The organism is Streptomyces sp. LARHCF249, assembly GCF_052871255.1.
On sequence record NZ_JBIXJQ010000003.1, the window covers coordinates 357,195 to 372,966 of the forward strand.

The window sequence follows — 15,772 nt, forward strand, 5'->3', positions numbered from 1 at the left end:
TCCGGGGCCGGGCCGCGCGTGGATCGGATCAGGCGGACGCCGTCAGGGTCGCCGAGCGGCGCGGGATGGCGAAGGCGTCCAGTTCGGCGCGGCTCAGGCCGGTCAGGGCGGTGACCTCCTCGGTGCCGACCGCGCCGCAGTCCAGGCCGCGGACCAGGTAGCCGGCCAGCGCCTTGGCGGTGGCGGGCTCGTCCATCACGTCGCCCTCGATCTTGGCGACGTACGCCTTCAGGCGCGCGGCGGCGGCCTCGAGGCCCTCGCGGTAGAAGGTGAAGACCGCCGCGTAGCGGGTCGGGAGGTGCGCGGGGTGCATGTCCCAGCCCTGGTAGTAGGCGCGGGCCAGGGCGCGGCGGGTCAGGCCGTAGTGGAGCTTCCAGGCCTCGTGGACGTGCTCGGTGGTGCCGATCGGCAGCACGTTCGTGGAGCCGTCCGACACGCGTACGCCGGTGCCGGCGGCCGCGACCTGCATGATCGCCTTCGCGTGGTCGGCGGCCGGGTGGTCGCTCGACTGGTACGCGGCGGAGACGCCGACGCAGGCGCTGTAGTCGAAGGTGCCGTAGTGCAGGCCGGTGGCGCGGCCCTTGGAGGCCTCGATCATCCGGGCGACGGTTGCGGTGCCGTCGGAGGCGACGATGGACTGGCTGGTCTCGATCTGGATCTCGAAGCCGATCCGGCCCGGGCGCAGGCCGCGGGTGGTCTCGAAGGCCTCCAGCAGCTTGACGAAGGCGCTGACCTGTTCGGCGTAGGTGACCTTGGGGAGGGTCAGGACGAGGCCGTCGGGCAGGCCGCCGTGCTCCAGCAGGCCGGACAGGAAGATGTCCGTGGTGCGGATGCCGCGGTCGCGGACGTTGGACTCCATGCACTTCATGCGGATGCCCATGTACGGGGCGTTCGTGCCGTTGGAGAAGGCTTCGGAGACCAGGCGTGCGGCGCGGGCCGCGGCCTGGTCCTCCTCCTCGTCGGAGCGGACGCCGAAGCCGTCCTCGAAGTCGACGCGCAGGTCCTCGATCGGCTCGGAGGCGAGCTTGGCGCGGACGCGGTCGTAGACCGGTACGGCCAGCTCGTCGGAGATGCCCAGCACCTTGGCGAAGGTGGCGGCGTCCGGGGCGTGCTGGTCGAGCGCCGCGAGCGCCTGGTCGCCCCAGGAGCGGATGGTGTCGGCGGCGAACACGTCACCGGGCACGTAGACGGTGTGGATGGGCTGGCGGGTGCCGGGGTCGCCCGGGTAGTGGCGCGCGAGTTCCGCGTCCACCGGCGCGAGGGAGGCGCTGATGCCCTCGCTGACCGCGCCTGCGAGGCTCGTCGCCACCTTCTCCTGCTGACCCATCGTGCACTCTCCTCTTTTCCGCTTCACGGAAGCTTAGATCCGCATAGCAGAATTTAGTCACGGGGTTCCGCTCAGTCAATGGTCCCCCCGCCGTCCTGGACAAACGACTCGGGGCCGCGTGGTGACAATCACCACACGGCCCCGGAGGCGGAGAGATACGCAGGTCAGGGACTAGCCCTTGCGCGCCTTGATCTCCTCGGTCAGCTGCGGGACGACCGTGAAGAGGTCGCCGACCACGCCGTAGTCGACCAGGTCGAAGATCGGGGCCTCGGCGTCCTTGTTGATGGCCACGATGGTCTTCGAGGTCTGCATGCCGGCCCGGTGCTGGATCGCGCCCGAGATGCCGGAGGCGATGTACAGCTGCGGGGAGACCGACTTGCCGGTCTGGCCGACCTGGTTGGAGTGCGGATACCAGCCGGCGTCGACGGCGGCGCGCGAGGCGCCGACGGCCGCACCGAGGGAGTCCGCGAGCTCCTCGATGATGTGGAAGTTCTCGGCGCCGTTGACGCCGCGGCCGCCGGAGACCACGATCGCGGCCTCGGTCAGCTCGGGGCGGCCGGTCGACTCGCGCGGAGTGCGGCCGGTGACCTTGGTGCCGGTGGCCAGGGCGCCGAAGGTGACGGCGAGCGCCTCGACGGTGCCGGCGGCCGGGGCGGCCTCGACCGGAGCCGAGTTCGGCTTCACGGTGATGACCGGGGTGCCCTTGGAGACGCGGGACTTGGTGGTGAAGGACGCGGCGAACGCGGACTGCGTCGCGACCGGGCCCTCGTCACCGGCCTCCAGGTCGATCGCGTCGGTGATGATGCCCGAGCCGATGCGCACGGCCAGGCGGGCGGCGATCTCCTTGCCCTCGGCAGAGGACGGAACGAGCACCGCGGCCGGGGAGACGGCCTCGTACGCGGCCTGGAGCGCGTCCACCTTGGGTACGACGAGGTACTCGGTGAACTCGGGGGCGTCGGCGGTGAGGACCTTGACGGCACCGTGCTCGGCGAGCACGGCGGCGGTGGCCTCGGCGCCGGCGCCCAGGGCGACGGCGACGGGCTCGCCGAGGCGGCGGGCCAGCGTCAGCAGCTCGAGGGTGGGCTTGCGGACGGCGCCGTCCACGTGGTCGACGTAGACGAGAACTTCAGCCATGGGACTGCTCTCCTGCTATTGCGAAGTGTCTGGGGGCTAAGAGGGATGACCGAAGTTCTTAGATGAACTTCTGGCCGGCCAGGAACTCGGCCAGCTGCTTGCCGCCCTCGCCCTCGTCCTTGACGATCGTGCCGGCGGTGCGGGCCGGGCGCTGGGCCGCGGAGTCGACCTTGGTCCAGGAGCCTTCCAGACCGACCTCGTCGGCCTCGATGTCCAGCTCCTCCAGGTCCCAGGACTGAACCGGCTTCTTCTTGGCCGCCATGATGCCCTTGAAGGACGGGTAGCGGGCCTCGCCCGACTGGTCCGTCACCGAGACGAGCGCGGGGAGGGAGGCCTCCAGCGTCTCGCTCGCGGTGTCGCCGTCGCGGCGGCCGGTCACGGTGCCGTCCTCGACCTTGACCTCGGAGAGCAGGGTGACCTGCGGGACGCCCAGGCGCTCGGCCAGGATCGCCGGGAGCACGCCCATGGTGCCGTCGGTCGAGGCCATGCCGGTGATGACCAGGTCGTAGCCGGCCTTCTCGATCGCCTTGGCGAGCACCAGCGAGGTGCCCATGACGTCGCTGCCGTGCAGGTCGTCGTCCTCGACGTGGATGGCCTTGTCGGCGCCCATCGACAGCGCCTTGCGCAGCGCGTCCTTGGCGTCCTCGGGGCCCACCGTCAGGACGGTGATCTCCGCGTCGTCGGCCTCGTCGGCGATCTGCAGCGCCTGCTCGACGGCGTACTCGTCGAGTTCCGACAGCAGGCCGTCGACGTCGTCACGGTTGACGGTCAAGTCCTCGGTGAACTGCCGGTCGCCGGTGGCGTCGGGCACGTACTTCACACAGACAACGATCCTCAGGCTCACGCCGGCTCTCCTACCGCATCGTCTTTTCTGGTACCGCCTTGTGCAGGCAGCATAGGCGCCTTGTCGGGCGGATCCCGGTCGGGGCGGCCCGCGCTCCGAAGGGAATGTTACTCGTCAGTACACCGTGGGTCCCGCGCGGGCGCAAGCTCGGTGAACTGTGATCTGTCCAACGCCGCCCCGACCCGCCCCAACAGGCACGATTCAGTCGCGCAGCGCGTTGAATCGGCCCTGGTGGTACAGCAGGGGGCGACCCTCCCCGGCCGGATCCCCCGCAACCGCCTCCGCGATGATCACACGATGCTCGCCCGCGGGCACCCGCGCCACCACCCGGCAGACCAGCCACGCGAGCACGCCGTCCAGTACCGGGACCCCGTGCGGCCCGGTGCTCCAGCCGGTGGCAGGGCCGAAACGGTCCGCCCCGCTCCGGGCGAACAGGCCCGCGAGCTCCCGCTGGTGCTCGCCCAGTATGTGGACCCCGAGGTGGTCGCTGTCGCGCACGGCGGGCCAGCTGGAGGATCCGGTGCCGATCGTGAACGACAGCAGCGGCGGATCCGCGGAGACCGAGTTGAGCGAGGTGGCGGTGAAGCCCGCCGGGCGCCCGCAGGTCTCGGCGGTGATAACGGCGACCCCGGCGGCGTGCCGCCGGAACACGGAGCGCAGGAGGTCGGGCGAGCCGGGGTGGCCGGCGCCGAGTCGGGGGGACGAAGGCGTCGGGGACGAAGCCGTCAGGGACGGGGTCATCGGGGACGAGGTCGTCGGGGCCGCAGGAGCGGTCATCGGGGCACTTCCTTCTGCCGCGGAGCACGCGGGCGCTGTCGGAGATCGGGGACCGGGGGCGTTCAGTGATCCCGACAGCGCGCGCTCGCGTAGCGGACGAGGTCCACGTGGACACGTCCGTAGAGCAGGGGTTCATACGGCATGCGGCCAGCCTGGCGATCTCCCGTGTACACAGTCAAGCGGGATCCGTCAGATGTCAGGCGCGTCACGCTGCGTACGGGCCCGCGCGACGGCGCGTGTACCGGCGCTCGCGTCATACGGCGGCGCCCAGGGCCGCGATCACATCCGCCTTGCGCGGCATCCCGGCCGCCTGCCGGACGATCCGGCCCGCCGCGTCCAGGACGAGCACGGTCGGGGTCTTCTCGATGCCCAGCGCCCGCACCAGCTCGAGGCGGTCCTCTGCGTCGATCTCGATGTGCGCGACCCCCTCGACCATCCCCGCGACCTCGGCGAGGATCCGCCGGGTGGCCCGGCAGGGCTGGCAGAAGGCGCTGGAGAACTGCACCAGGCTGGCCCGCTCGCCGGGCTCCGCACCCAGTTCCGCGGCGCCCAGCCGGCCCTGGCCGCCGTCACCGCCCTGGTCCCGGCCGTGGTCCCGGCCGTCGTCCTGCGCGCGCACCCGCGCTCCCCTCGCCGCCCTCGCTTACGCGCACCCTGCCCGTACGCTCGTACTCTGATCGCAGCGCCCGGCGCGGGCACCGCATTCCCGGCGTGACGAGAATCTCGCCGGGCACACTCGTCTGGGCTGGCCAGCAGCGCGCGTTTGGGGCACGATCCCCCATGGGTCGCGTACCTACGCTTCCGTAACTTCCGGCCGGGAGCACCTCCCCAGGCAGAAAGCGGGGTCTCCCCACCATGGCTGAGCTCGTCTATCCTCCCGTGATCGGCGCCGCGCACGGGCTGTTCCGCGCGCTGGACATCCGTATCGACATGCAGGGCACCGAGAACATCCCGCGCAAGGGCGGAGCGGTCCTGGTGTCGAACCACATCGGCTACCTCGACTTCATCTTCGCCGGCCTGACGGCGCGGCCGCAGAAGCGCCTGGTGCGCTTCATGGCGAAGGAGTCGGTGTTCCGGCACAGGGTGTCCGGTCCGCTGATGCGCGCGATGAAGCACATCCCGGTGGACCGCAAGCAGGGGGAGACGGCATACCAGCACGCCCTGGACTCGCTGCGGGCCGGCGAGATCATCGGGGTGTTCCCGGAGGCGACGATCTCCCAGTCCTTCACCCTCAAGAGCTTCAAGTCGGGTGCGGCGCGCATGGCCCAGGAGGCCGGCGTCCCGCTCATCCCGGTGGCGCTGTGGGGCACCCAGCGACTGTGGACCAAGGGCCGCCCGAAGAACCTGAAGCGCAGCCACGTCCCGGTGACGATGCGGGTGGGCGAGCCGATCGAGGCGCCGACGGACCAGTACGCCGGGGCCATCACCCGCCGGGTGCGCGAGCGCGTGCAGGAGTTGCTGGACGCGGCGCAGCGCGCCTACCCGGACAAGCCCAAGGACGCGACCGACTCCTGGTGGCTGCCGGCCCACCTGGGCGGCAGCGCGCCGACGGCGGCCCAGGTCAAGGAAGCCGGCTGACCCGGACGCCGGAGCGCGGCCCGTCCCCCTGGGGGGCGGGCCGCGCTCTCGCGGCCCCGCTCAGTTGGGGTTCTCGGCGTGGGTCAGGGTCTCCCAGGCCTCGAAGTGGTTCTCGGTGCCCGCCGGGCGCCGCCCCTCGGTGAGCCTGCGGGTGTTCTCCATGGTGATGCCGAGCCGGGTGTGCAGGGCGTTGTAGCCGACCTCGGTGGCCGGGCCGATGCCCTTGGCCAGACTTCCGCCGCAGAGCCAGGACGGCACGGCCTCGCCGAGTTCGTACCTCGCGTGGAAGCCCAGCGCGTGCCGGAAGCGGTCCTTGAACTGCGGGTACAGGTCGCGGCCCTGGATCCGCGAGGTCTCGGCGACGTGCATGGTCGCCGCGATGCCCATGCCGGTGTGGCCGAAGTCCCGGCAGGTCTCCTGTGCGAGGCCGTCCACGAAGGTGGTCTGGTCGTGCCAGTACTTGATCAGCTCGCTGCGGCTGTCGATGCCGGAGCGGGGCGGGTAGAGGGGCTGCGGCCCGTCGGACGCCAGGTAGAAGTAGGCCGGGACGCGGCCGAGGTAGATGCCCATCGCCTTGTCGTAAGCGGCCCGGTCGTCGAGATGGACCGCGATGCCGACAGCGGCGTCCATCATGATCAGTTCCCAGTTGCCGTTGCTGTTCGGCCTCCCGTTGATCACCTCGGGCAGGTAGACCTCGCGCAGCATGGTGGCGAACCGCGTCCGGTTCGCCCAGCCGCCGGTGTACGTGTGCTTGATGATCTCGGCGGCGCGCGGCCAGGTCGATCCGGCCCAGCCGCTCTGCAGGGGCGCGTTGCTGTTGGTGTGGTCCTTGATCGTGGCGGACCAGGCGTCCATCAGCTCGATCGACTTCTTGGCGTGCTTCGCGTCTCCGGTGAGGTACCAGGCGAGCGCGTGGCTGTACGCGGCGATGGCGTCCTCGCGCTCCTCGGAGCAGCCGTTGTTGGGGTTCGAGTACGAACCGCACTCGACGACGGCGCGCGGCTTGGGCGTGCGGGTCAGCGATCCGTACTTGCTCGCGAGCATGGCGTCGAACGCCTGCTTCCAAGGTTGTCGGCCCGCTTGCACCCGGTCCCGTACGAAGTCCAGCTGAGCGCGGCTGTTGAGCACTCCGGGGTGGGCGAACTGGGCGGGGGCGGCGGAAGCCGAGGGGGCCGGGGGCGCCGCGACGGTGGGGGCGGGGACCACCGCGACAAGTAAGCCGAGGGCCAGGGCGGCGAGCCCGGCGGGGAGTCCGAAACGCATGGGGGCCTTCCGGTAGGGGGGTTCCGGTAGAAGGGGTTCCGGTGGCCCGAAGATACTCATGCTCATGCCAAGCTGACAACGAGATCTGACAAGAAAGTTTCCTGTTGTTCCGCAGAACCCCGTCGGACCGTCAGGCTTCGCGCTTGCGCCGGCGATGGGCGGCCACCCGCGCGCGGCTGGAGCACGTGGTGGAGCAGTACCGGCGCGCACTGCCCGGCCCGGTGGCGAGGAAGAACCGTCCGCAGCCCTCGGCGGCGCACGCGCCCCAGGCGATCCGCCCGTACTCGGTGAGCAGTTGGGCGAGCGCGAGGGCGCCCGAGGCGAGGAACCAGTCGCCCCAGCCCGCCTCCTCGCCCCGGTCCACGTGAAGGTGCCAGGCGTGCCCGTCGTGCCGGGTCAGACGGGGCCGGGTCGCACACTCCTCCAGCAGCGCGTTGAGGGCCTCGGCGGCCCGGTCCTCGTCGCTCTCGCCGAGGACCCCCGCCATCCGCCGGGCTGCGGCCCGCAGTTCGGCGGCGCCCGCCTCGGGGAACGCCGCCTCGGTGAGGTCCGCCGGACGCTCCCCGTGCCCGGCGAGCAGCTCCGCGAGCGCGGCGCGCGGCAGTGCGGGGTCCGCGCGCACCGCCTCGGCCAGGTCGATCAGCCGCCGGGCCGCCGAGAAGCCCCCTCGCGAGTCCGCCATGCCGGATCCTTTCCCGGTACACCCGAATGCCGTAACGTCTTTATCCGTTATCACGTTACAGCAGTGGGGAGGGCCGGGATGAGCGGGTTCGGACGGTACCTGGCGGCGGCACTGGCCGCGCGGTTCGCTTCCGAGGGCATGGGCATGGCCGTGGTGCTGCTGGCCCTGGAGCGCACCGGGAGCGCCTCGTACGGGGCGTTCGTCCTGACGGCCTGGCTCGCGCCGCACGTACTGGCGGCCCCGCTCGCGGGGGCGGCCGCAGGCCGGACCGGCCGGCCGCGGCTCTTCCACGCGGGCACCCTGGCCGGGTTCACGGCCGCCGTGGCGACGCTGGCGCTGCTGCTGGGCCGGGCCCCGCTGCCGCTGGTCCTGGCGGTGGCGGTGCTCGGCGGGAGCTGCGGGCCGATGGTGACGGGCGGGCTGTCCAGCCTGGTCACGGGGCTGGTCCCGGCGGGCGCCGGGCGGGACCGGGCCTACGGCTGGGACGCCTCCACCTACAACGCCGCCGCGGTGACCGCGCCCGCAGCGGTCAGCCTGGTCACGGCACTGGGCTCGGCGGCTCCGGCGATGGCCGTCCTGGCCGCCTCCGGAGCGCTGGCTGCCGTGCTGGCGGCGACCCTCCCGTACGGGGCGCCGGGCGCGGGCGCGCCCCGGGACGGACGCCGGGCCGGGCTGGGTGCGGGGCTCGCGGCCCTGTGGCGGGTCCGGGAGCTACGGGCCGTCACCTCGGCGACGACGCTGGCCTTCGTGGGCATCGGCTCCCTCACCACCGCCTCGGTCCTGGTGGCCACCGGGCTGGGCAGCCCGGGCGCCGGGGGCGTGCTGATGACGGCGTTCGCGGTGGGCGCCCTGGCGGGCTCGCTGACGCTGGGCCGGATGACGGCCGTGGAGCCGGGCCGGCTGGTGCGGTGGGCCCTGGCCGGGACCGGGGCGGCGCTGGCGGCGGCCGCGTTCGCGCCGTCCGTCGCCGTCACGGCGGCGCTGTTCGCCGTGGCCGGGGTGTGTGACGGACCGCTGCTCACCGCCACCCTGCGGATCCGCTCGGAGCACGCCCCGGACGCGGTGCGGACGCAGGTGTTCACCCTGGGCGCCGGGCTCAAGGTGACGGCTGCGTCGGCCGGGGCGGCCCTGGTGGGGTTCGCGGCCGACGCGCCCGCGTGGACGCTGCTGACCGGGATCGCCGGGCTCCAGCTCGCGGCGGCCCTGCTGCACGCCCTGACGGCCGCGCGGGGGCCCGTACCGGCGGCCGTGGTCACAGAGCGGTCGGCAGGTTCTCCCACAACTGCGGCCGGTCGGCGGAGTCCTGGAGCGCCTTGAGCGTGGCCGGGTGCGGGGCGGCGTACAGCCCGGGATAGTCGACCTCGCCGAGGTCCGGGCGTACGGGGAAGGCCAGTTGCTCCACGTCGAGGCTGAACCGGGCGTCCACACCGGGCTTGTTGCCGCGCGGGTCCACCCGGGCCCAGCGCCCACCGCCGGGCAGCCGGAGCGCGACCAGGCCGTGGACCACGGGGTTCGATCCCCCGGGGCAAGCCCCGGCTCCACTGGAGCAGCTGTCGCTGCACGAATGATCGTCGGCGAGCAGCTGATAGCACAGGGCGGCCGGGATGCCCCGGGCGCGCAGCAGGGCGACGAGGGCGTGGGACTTGGCGTAGCAGATGCCGTTGCGGGTGGCCAGAACGTCGGAGGCGCGCCAGGAGACGCGCGTGTCGCCGGAGTCGGCGGAGTGCGGGATGGCGTCGCGAACGAACGCGAAGACCGCCTCGGCGTATGCGTATGCGTTGCCGGCCGTGGCGGTCCAGAAGGCATCGGCGGTTTCCCGGACCAGAGGATGCTCGTGATCTATGGCTTGGTCCGCCGCGAGGTAGGCCGCAAGGTCGGGATGCTCCTGGATCAGTTCCATGATCCAGGAGCATACCTATGCAGCATTCCACATGACTATCGATTTATGCGGCTCAGCGCGCCAGCTCTTCCTTCAGCGCCTGGAGGAAGCCGTCCACGTCCTCCTCCTGGGTGTCGAAGCCGCACATCCAGCGGACGTCGCCCGCGGCCTCGTCCCAGAAGTAGAAGCGGTACCGCTCCTGCAGCCGCCGCGACACCTCGTGCGGCAGCCGCGCGAACACCGCGTTCGCCTGCACCGGGTAGAGGATCTCCACCCCGTCGGCCTCGCGCACGCCGGCCGCGAGCCGCTGCGCCATCGCGTTGGCGTGGCGGGCGTTGCGCAGCCACAGGTCCTTGGCGAGCAGCGCCTCCAGCTGCACCGACACGAACCGCATCTTGGACGCGAGCTGCATCGACATCTTGCGGATGTGCTTCATCTGCCGGACCGCGTCCGGGTTGAGCACCACCACGGCCTCGCCGAACATCATGCCGTTCTTGGTGCCGCCGTACGACAGCACGTCCACGCCGACCGTGTTCGTGAAGGTGCGCATCGGCACGTCGAGCGAGGCCGCGGCGTTGGCTATCCGGGCCCCGTCGAGGTGCACCTTCATGCCCAGGCCGTGCGCGTGCTCGCAGATGGCCCTGATCTCGTCCGGGGTGTAGACCGTGCCGAGTTCGGTGTTCTGGGTGATCGAGACGACCTGGGGCATCGCCCGGTGCTCGTCCTCGAAGCCCCAGGCCTCCTGGTCGATCAGCTCGGGGGTGAGCTTGCCGTCCGGCGTCGGCACGGCGAGCAGCTTGATGCCCGCCATCCGCTCCGGCGCGCCGCCCTCGTCCACGTTGATGTGGGCGGTCTTGGCGCAGATCACGGCGCCCCAGCGGTCCGTCATCGCCTGGAGGGCGGTGACGTTCGCACCGGTGCCGTTGAAGACCGGGAAGGCCTCCGCGTACGGACCGAAGTGGCTGCGGATGACCTTCTGCAGGTGCTCGGTGTACTCGTCCTCGCCGTACGCGACCTGGTGGCCGCCGTTGGCCAGGGCGATGGCGGCCAGGACCTCCGGGTGCACCCCCGCGTAGTTGTCGCTCGCGAAACCGCGCACCGCGGGATCGTGGTGGCGACGGGCGTCGGTCTTCCCTGTATCGGTTCTCACGGTTGCGGAGTGAGCCACAGACGCTGTCCGTTCACATCGATTGCGGGCCGCTCCCAGACGCCGGCGATGGCCTCGGCCAGCTCCTTCACGTCGGTGAAGCCCGCGAACTTCGCATTGGGACGCTCGGCGCGCATCGCGTCGTGCACCAGTGCCTTGATCACCAGGATCGCAGCTGCCGCCCCGGGGCCGTCGTCTCCCCCGATCTTGCGGAAGGAGTCCGCCATGGCGAGGGTCCACGCCTCGGCGGCCGCCTTGCCCGCGTTGTACGCGGCGTTGTTGGCGACCGGCTTGTGCGCGCCGGACTGGCTGACCAGGACGTAGCGGCCGCGGTCGCTGCGCAGCAGTCCGTCGTGGAAGGCGAGCGAGGTGTGCTGGACCGTGCGGATGAGGAGCTTCTCCAGGAAGTCCCAGTCCGCGAGGTCGACGTCGGTGAAGGTCTTGCTGCCGCGCCAGCCGCCGACGAGGTGGACCAGCCCGTCGATCCGGCCGAACTCCTTCTCCGTCTGCTCGGCCCACACCTTGGTGGCGGCGAGGTCGAGCAGGTCCACGGTGTCACCGGTGATGGTGGCGCCGCCGTGGGCGTACCGCGCCGCGTCCACCGCCTCGGCGAGCCGCGCCGGATCGGCGTCGGACGCGACGACCACGGCACCCGCCTCGGCGAGGCGGAGCAGGGTGGCGCGGCCGGCGGGGCCACCGGCCCCGGCCACCGCCACTACCGCTCCGTGCAGCTTTCCGTTGCCGTTCCCGGAGCCGTTCATCTGTACAGCCTCCTGTGGGCGGTCGCTCACGCGGCGACTCGCTCGGCCTGCTCGGCATTGAGGGCGGTGATGCCCTTGGTCGAGGCGATCACGCCCTTGAGCTTCTTGGCGAGCGCCTCATAGAACATGCTGAGCGGAAACTCGTCCGGAAGCACGTCGTCCACGAGCTTGCGCGGAGGCTGCGTCATGTCGAGGGCGTCGGGGCCCTTGGCCCACTTGGACCCCGGGTGCGGGGCGAGGTACGTCGAGACCAGCTCGTAGGCCTTGAACCAGTGGACGAGCTTGGGGCGGTCGATGCCGGCCCGGTAGAGGTCCTCGATGTCGGCGCACAGCTGGTTGGTGACCTGCGGGGCGCGCATCCAGTCGATCTTCAGCTTGTTGTCCGTCCAGCGCACGACGTCGTGCTTGTGGAGGTACGCGAAGAGCAGCTGGCCGCCGAGTCCGTCGTAGTTTCGGTTGCGGTCGCCGGAGACCGGGAAGCGGAACATCCGGTCGAAGAGGACGGCGTACTGGACGTCGCGGCCGTGCTCGTTGCCCTCGGACTCCAGCTTCACGGCCTCCTTGAAGGCGGTGAGGTCGCAGCGCAGCTCTTCGAGGCCGTACATCCAGAACGGCTGGCGCTGCTTGATCATGAAGGGGTCGAACGGCAGGTCGCCGTGGCTGTGGGTGCGGTCGTGGACCATGTCCCACAGGACGAAGGCCTTCTCGCAGCGCTCCTGGTCCTGGACCATGGCGGCGATGTCCTCGGGCAGCTCGATGCCCAGGATGTCGACCGCGGCCTCGGTGACCTTGCGGTAGCGGGCGGCCTCGCGGTCGCAGAAGATGCCGCCCCAGGTGAAGCGCTCGGGGGCCTCGCGCACGGCGATGGTCTCCGGGAAGAGCACGGCGGAGTTGGTGTCGTAGCCCGGCGTGAAGTCCTCGAAGGTGATGCCGAGGAAGAGCGGGTTGTCGTACCGGGTGCGCTCGAGCTCGGCGAGCCACTCGGGCCACACCATGCGCAGGGCGACGGCTTCCAGGTTGCGGTCCGGGTTGCCGTTCTGCGTGTACATGGGGAAGACCACGAGGTGCTGGAGCCCGTCGACGCGCTCGGCGGCCGGCTGGAAGGCCAGCAGGGAGTCGAGGAAGTCCGGCACGCGGAAGTCGTCGGCGACCCACTTGCGCAGGTCCTTGACGAGCGCCTGGTGGTACGCCTCGGCGTGCGGGAGCAGCGGAGACAGCGCCTCGACGCCCTCGATCACGCACGCGACCGCGGCCTCGGCCTCGGACCGGGTGGGGGCACCGGCGGCCTCGAAGTCGATCGAACCGTCCTTGGCCTGCCAGGGGCGGATCTCCTCCACGGCGGCCTTGAGCGCGGGCCACGCGGGGTGGTCGACCACCCGCGCCCCGGCGGTTATCACGGCACCGCCGGCACCCGGCACAAGAGTTTCCGTCATGTCACTTCCTCCACAGGAGAACCTCACGTCAAGGCAGGGTAAGCGGCGGAGGCTCTCCCGTTCAAGAGGGATCTCGGGAAATTATCCTGTGACACCCCCCGCTTCACCGGAAGTCTTCCCGTTCGTCAGGGTGGAATCGATGGCTCCGCCCAGTCGCACCATGGCTTCCCGGGCCTGCGGCAGTACGCCGGCCAGCGCCAGGAAGCCGTGGAACATCCCGGGGTGGCCGTCCAGCACGGAGGGGACGCCGCACTCGGTCAGCCTGCGGTGGTAGGCCTGCCCCTCGTCCCGCAGCGGATCGCAGCCGGCGACCACCAGGTACGCGGGCGGCAGCCCGGCCAGGTCCGCGCGCAGCGGGGAGGCCAGCGGATGCCCGCCGTCGCCGCCCGGGCCCAGGTACTGCTCCCAGAACCAGCGCAGGTGCGCGGCGGTCAGGAAGCAGCCCTCCGCGTACGTCCGGTACGACGCCGTGTCCTGGGCGGCGTCCAGCACGGGATAGACCAGCGCCTGGAGCGCGACGGCCGGCCCCCCGCGCTCGCGGGCCAGCAGCAGTGCGGCGGCGGCCAGGTTGCCCCCGGCGCTGTCCCCCGCGACGACCAGGGCGCCGGGTTCGCCGCCCAGCTCGTCGAGGTGCCCGCCGGCCCAGCTCAGGGCGGCGTGGGCGTCCTCGACGGCGGCCGGGAAGCGGTGCTCGGGAGCCCGCCGGTAGTCCACGGAGACCACGGCCGCGCCGGCCGCCCGGGAGAGGGCGCGGGCGGTGGTGTCGTGCGTGTCCAGGTCGCACAGGACGAAGCCGCCGCCGTGGAGGAAGACCACGGTGGGGCGCGGCCCGGGCCGCTCCCCGGGGTCGGGCAGGTAGATCCGTACGGGGACCGGCGGGGCTCCGGGCGGGCCCGGGACCGTCCGGTCCTCGACGGCTCCCACGCGGGGCGGGTCGGCGGGCGGCCGGGGCGCGGCAGCGAGTATGCGCCGGGCCTCGCGGGCGTCGGTGACGCTGCCGCCGAGGTCGGGGAAGGCGGCGGTCAGCGCCTCGAGGAAGGGCAGGACGGCGGGGTCCAGGCCGTCGGCCGCGCCGGGTCGGCAGTCGGTCATCGCCGGCCCCGGAAGTGCGGGATGACCTTCTCGCCCCACTGGCGCAGGGTCTCCAGGCAGGCCTCCTGTTCCACGGTGCCCATCTGGATCAGGCACATGACCTCGTCGGCGCCCGCCTCCCGGAGCCGTTCCACGTACGCGATGGCGTCGTCGGCGCTGCCGTAGGCGTGGTCGGCGTTGAAGGTGGCGGTGGAGGTGGGGCGCACGGGGATGTCCAGCTCGTGCAGCCGGGCCACCACCTGCTCGGCCGCCTGGCGCATCCGCGCGGCCTCGTCGGCGCCCGCGACCACGGCCTCGTCGGGGATGCCCGCGCCGCCGTACCAGTGGCCGATGGACTGGGCGAAGAAGCGCTGGCCGCGGATGCCGATCCGGCGCGCCTCCTCGCGGTCGTCGAGCACGATGGTCGGGCAGAGCACGGAGAAGTGGTCGTTGACGACGGTGGACACGAACCGGCTGCCGTCGCGCCCGGCGATCGCCGTGTCGTAGACGGCCCGCATCCCCGCGATCGACTCGGGTCCGGCGAAGCCCATCACCAGGGCCCCGATCCCCAGTTCGGCGGCCCGCACCAGGGTCTCGCCGCGGCTGCACGCCAGGAACAGCGGCGGGTGCGGGGTCTGCGCGGGCCGCGGCAGGATCGGGTGCGGGTCGATGTCGATCAGTTCGCCGTGGTACTCCAGCTCCTCCTCCTGCCAGGCCTTGCCGATGATCCGCAGGGCCTCCTCCACCTCCGCCGTGGTGCGCTCCCGGTCCACCCCGCACAGCGAGGTCTCCTGTTCGGTGCCGCCGCGTCCGGCGCCGAGGTCGAGCCGCCCGCCCGAGAGCAGGTCGAGCATCGCCGCCCGTTCGGCGACCCGGACCGGGTGGTTGAAGTTGAAGGGCATGCACACGACGCCGTGCCCGATGCGTATGGTGCTGGTCCTGGCCGCGACCCAGGTCAGGAATATCTCGGGGGCGGACATGTGTGCGTACCACTTCAGCGAGTGGTGCTCGACCGCCCAGATGCGGTCGAAGCCCATCCGCTCGGCGAGCACGGCCTGCTCCACACAGTCGCGGATCACCTGGTGCTCCCGCTCCACGGTCGGGTCGGCGAGCTGAGCTTCGAAGATCACGGAGAATTTCACGGTGCCTCCAGGGTTGCGTCCCGTGCCCGGCCTTACTTCAATAAGGAATATGACTAGTAGTCAGAAGTCGAAGAAGCAAGAGCTGCCGCAGACCGCGTGGGCGGTTCTCGGCCTTCTTTCGTTCCCCGGGGAGCGCACGGGCTACGAGCTGAAGAAGTGGGCGGACTCCTCGCTCCGCTTCTTCTACTGGTCGCCCGCGATCAGCCAGATCTACGCCGAGCTGCGCCGCCTCGAGGAGCTGGGTTACGCGGCTTCCGCCCGCTCGGGGCCGGAGGAGGCGCGGACCAAGCGGCGGTACGCCATCACCGACGCGGGACGCGAGGCGCTGGCCGGCTGGGCCGCGGACACGGCGGAGGCCGGTCCCCCGGTGCTCAAGCACGGGCTGCTGCTTCGGGTCTGGCTGGGACACCTGGCCGATCCGGAGCGGCTGCGCGCGATGGTCGACGAGCACCTGGAGCGCACCCGGGCCGAGCTGGCTTCCGTACGGGAGGCCGTGGCGCAGGCGGGCGAGGTCCCGGAGTGGGCCTTTCCGGCGCTCGCGCTGCGCTGGAGCGAGCGGCAGCACCTTGCGGAACTGGAGCTCGGCGAAGCCCTGCTGGCCGACCTGGCCGGGCTGACCGGCGCGGTCCGTCAAGCCGACGGGGACGCGCCCACGCCCGGGTGACGACGGCGGCGGCGCAACCGGAGCCGAGACGGCTCACAACCCCGACGGGAAGCGGCCGGTACGCCCCTGC

Annotated in this window: 17 protein-coding genes; 3 read left to right on the forward strand and 14 right to left on the reverse strand. The window is 71.9% G+C overall.

Annotated features, from left to right (window positions below):
* Positions 1-28: 28 nt before the first annotated feature.
* The 6 genes from ACIPUC_RS10050 to ACIPUC_RS10075 all read right to left on the reverse strand — a co-directional run bounded on the left by ACIPUC_RS10050 (position 29) and on the right by ACIPUC_RS10075 (position 4,701).
* A complete protein-coding gene (locus ACIPUC_RS10050; protein ID WP_446588257.1) occupies positions 29-1,327 on the reverse strand; it encodes a DUF6986 family protein in 1,299 nt (432 codons plus the stop codon).
* A 171-nt stretch (positions 1,328-1,498) separates the two neighbouring features.
* Positions 1,499-2,461, reverse strand: coding sequence for an electron transfer flavoprotein subunit alpha/FixB family protein (locus ACIPUC_RS10055; protein ID WP_446588259.1), 963 nt, complete (start codon positions 2,459-2,461; stop codon positions 1,499-1,501).
* 58 nt (positions 2,462-2,519) lie between these two features.
* Entirely contained in the window at positions 2,520-3,305 is a 786-nt protein-coding gene (locus ACIPUC_RS10060) for an electron transfer flavoprotein subunit beta/FixA family protein (RefSeq protein WP_446588261.1), read from the reverse strand.
* A gap of 201 nt (positions 3,306-3,506) precedes the next feature.
* Entirely contained in the window at positions 3,507-4,046 is a 540-nt protein-coding gene (locus ACIPUC_RS10065) for a flavin reductase family protein (protein ID WP_446588916.1), read from the reverse strand.
* 98 nt (positions 4,047-4,144) lie between these two features.
* On the reverse strand, positions 4,145-4,339 hold the full coding sequence (locus tag ACIPUC_RS10070) for a putative leader peptide (protein WP_446588263.1): 195 nt from the start codon (positions 4,337-4,339) through the stop codon (positions 4,145-4,147).
* A complete protein-coding gene (locus tag ACIPUC_RS10075; RefSeq protein WP_446588265.1) occupies positions 4,336-4,701 on the reverse strand; it encodes a TlpA family protein disulfide reductase in 366 nt (121 codons plus the stop codon). The genes ACIPUC_RS10070 and ACIPUC_RS10075 overlap by 4 nt, the downstream gene beginning before the upstream one ends.
* A 236-nt stretch (positions 4,702-4,937) precedes the next feature.
* Between ACIPUC_RS10075 and ACIPUC_RS10080 the strand changes: the two genes are divergently transcribed.
* The gene (locus tag ACIPUC_RS10080; protein WP_446588267.1) at positions 4,938-5,660 is read left to right on the forward strand and encodes a lysophospholipid acyltransferase family protein; all 723 of its coding nucleotides are present in this window, start codon (positions 4,938-4,940) and stop codon (positions 5,658-5,660) included.
* A gap of 60 nt (positions 5,661-5,720) precedes the next feature.
* On the opposite strand, the gene ACIPUC_RS10085 is transcribed toward ACIPUC_RS10080, so the two are convergent.
* Positions 5,721-6,923: an alginate lyase family protein gene (locus ACIPUC_RS10085; RefSeq protein WP_446588269.1), complete on the reverse strand. Its 1,203-nt coding sequence runs from the start codon at positions 6,921-6,923 to the stop codon at positions 5,721-5,723.
* A gap of 130 nt (positions 6,924-7,053) precedes the next feature.
* On the reverse strand, positions 7,054-7,605 hold the full coding sequence (locus tag ACIPUC_RS10090; protein WP_446588271.1) for a CGNR zinc finger domain-containing protein: 552 nt from the start codon (positions 7,603-7,605) through the stop codon (positions 7,054-7,056).
* Between the two features lie 78 nt (positions 7,606-7,683).
* On the opposite strand from ACIPUC_RS10090, the gene ACIPUC_RS10095 reads away from it, so the two are divergent.
* Positions 7,684-8,922: an MFS transporter gene (locus ACIPUC_RS10095; RefSeq protein WP_446588273.1), complete on the forward strand. Its 1,239-nt coding sequence runs from the start codon at positions 7,684-7,686 to the stop codon at positions 8,920-8,922.
* Here ACIPUC_RS10095 and ACIPUC_RS10100 read toward each other — a convergent pair.
* From ACIPUC_RS10100 to ACIPUC_RS10125, 6 genes are all read right to left on the reverse strand, one after another.
* Positions 8,858-9,505: a transglutaminase-like domain-containing protein gene (locus ACIPUC_RS10100; RefSeq protein ID WP_446588275.1), complete on the reverse strand. Its 648-nt coding sequence runs from the start codon at positions 9,503-9,505 to the stop codon at positions 8,858-8,860. The two genes, ACIPUC_RS10095 and ACIPUC_RS10100, sit on opposite strands and share 65 nt — an antisense overlap.
* Positions 9,506-9,557: 52 nt before the next feature.
* Positions 9,558-10,652 carry a threonine aldolase family protein gene (locus ACIPUC_RS10105; protein WP_446588277.1) on the reverse strand — a complete coding sequence of 365 codons (1,095 nt, stop codon included), beginning with the start codon at positions 10,650-10,652 and terminating at the stop codon, positions 9,558-9,560.
* Positions 10,631-11,392 (reverse strand): SDR family NAD(P)-dependent oxidoreductase, encoded by a 762-nt coding sequence (locus tag ACIPUC_RS10110; protein ID WP_446588279.1) that lies wholly within the window; start codon positions 11,390-11,392, stop codon positions 10,631-10,633. Before ACIPUC_RS10110 ends, ACIPUC_RS10105 begins: the two co-directional genes overlap by 22 nt.
* A gap of 26 nt (positions 11,393-11,418) precedes the next feature.
* Positions 11,419-12,825, reverse strand: coding sequence for a DUF6421 family protein (locus ACIPUC_RS10115; protein ID WP_446588281.1), 1,407 nt, complete (start codon positions 12,823-12,825; stop codon positions 11,419-11,421).
* Positions 12,826-12,906: 81 nt separating this feature from the next.
* Positions 12,907-13,917: an alpha/beta hydrolase gene (locus tag ACIPUC_RS10120; RefSeq protein ID WP_446588283.1), complete on the reverse strand. Its 1,011-nt coding sequence runs from the start codon at positions 13,915-13,917 to the stop codon at positions 12,907-12,909.
* The gene (locus ACIPUC_RS10125; RefSeq protein WP_446588285.1) at positions 13,914-15,038 is read right to left on the reverse strand and encodes an LLM class flavin-dependent oxidoreductase; all 1,125 of its coding nucleotides are present in this window, start codon (positions 15,036-15,038) and stop codon (positions 13,914-13,916) included. The genes ACIPUC_RS10120 and ACIPUC_RS10125 overlap by 4 nt, the downstream gene beginning before the upstream one ends.
* Positions 15,039-15,087: 49 nt before the next feature.
* Here ACIPUC_RS10125 and ACIPUC_RS10130 point away from each other — a divergent pair, with 49 nt between their 5' ends.
* A complete protein-coding gene (locus ACIPUC_RS10130) occupies positions 15,088-15,702 on the forward strand; it encodes a helix-turn-helix transcriptional regulator (protein WP_446588287.1) in 615 nt (204 codons plus the stop codon).
* The last annotated feature ends 70 nt before the right edge of the window (positions 15,703-15,772 follow it).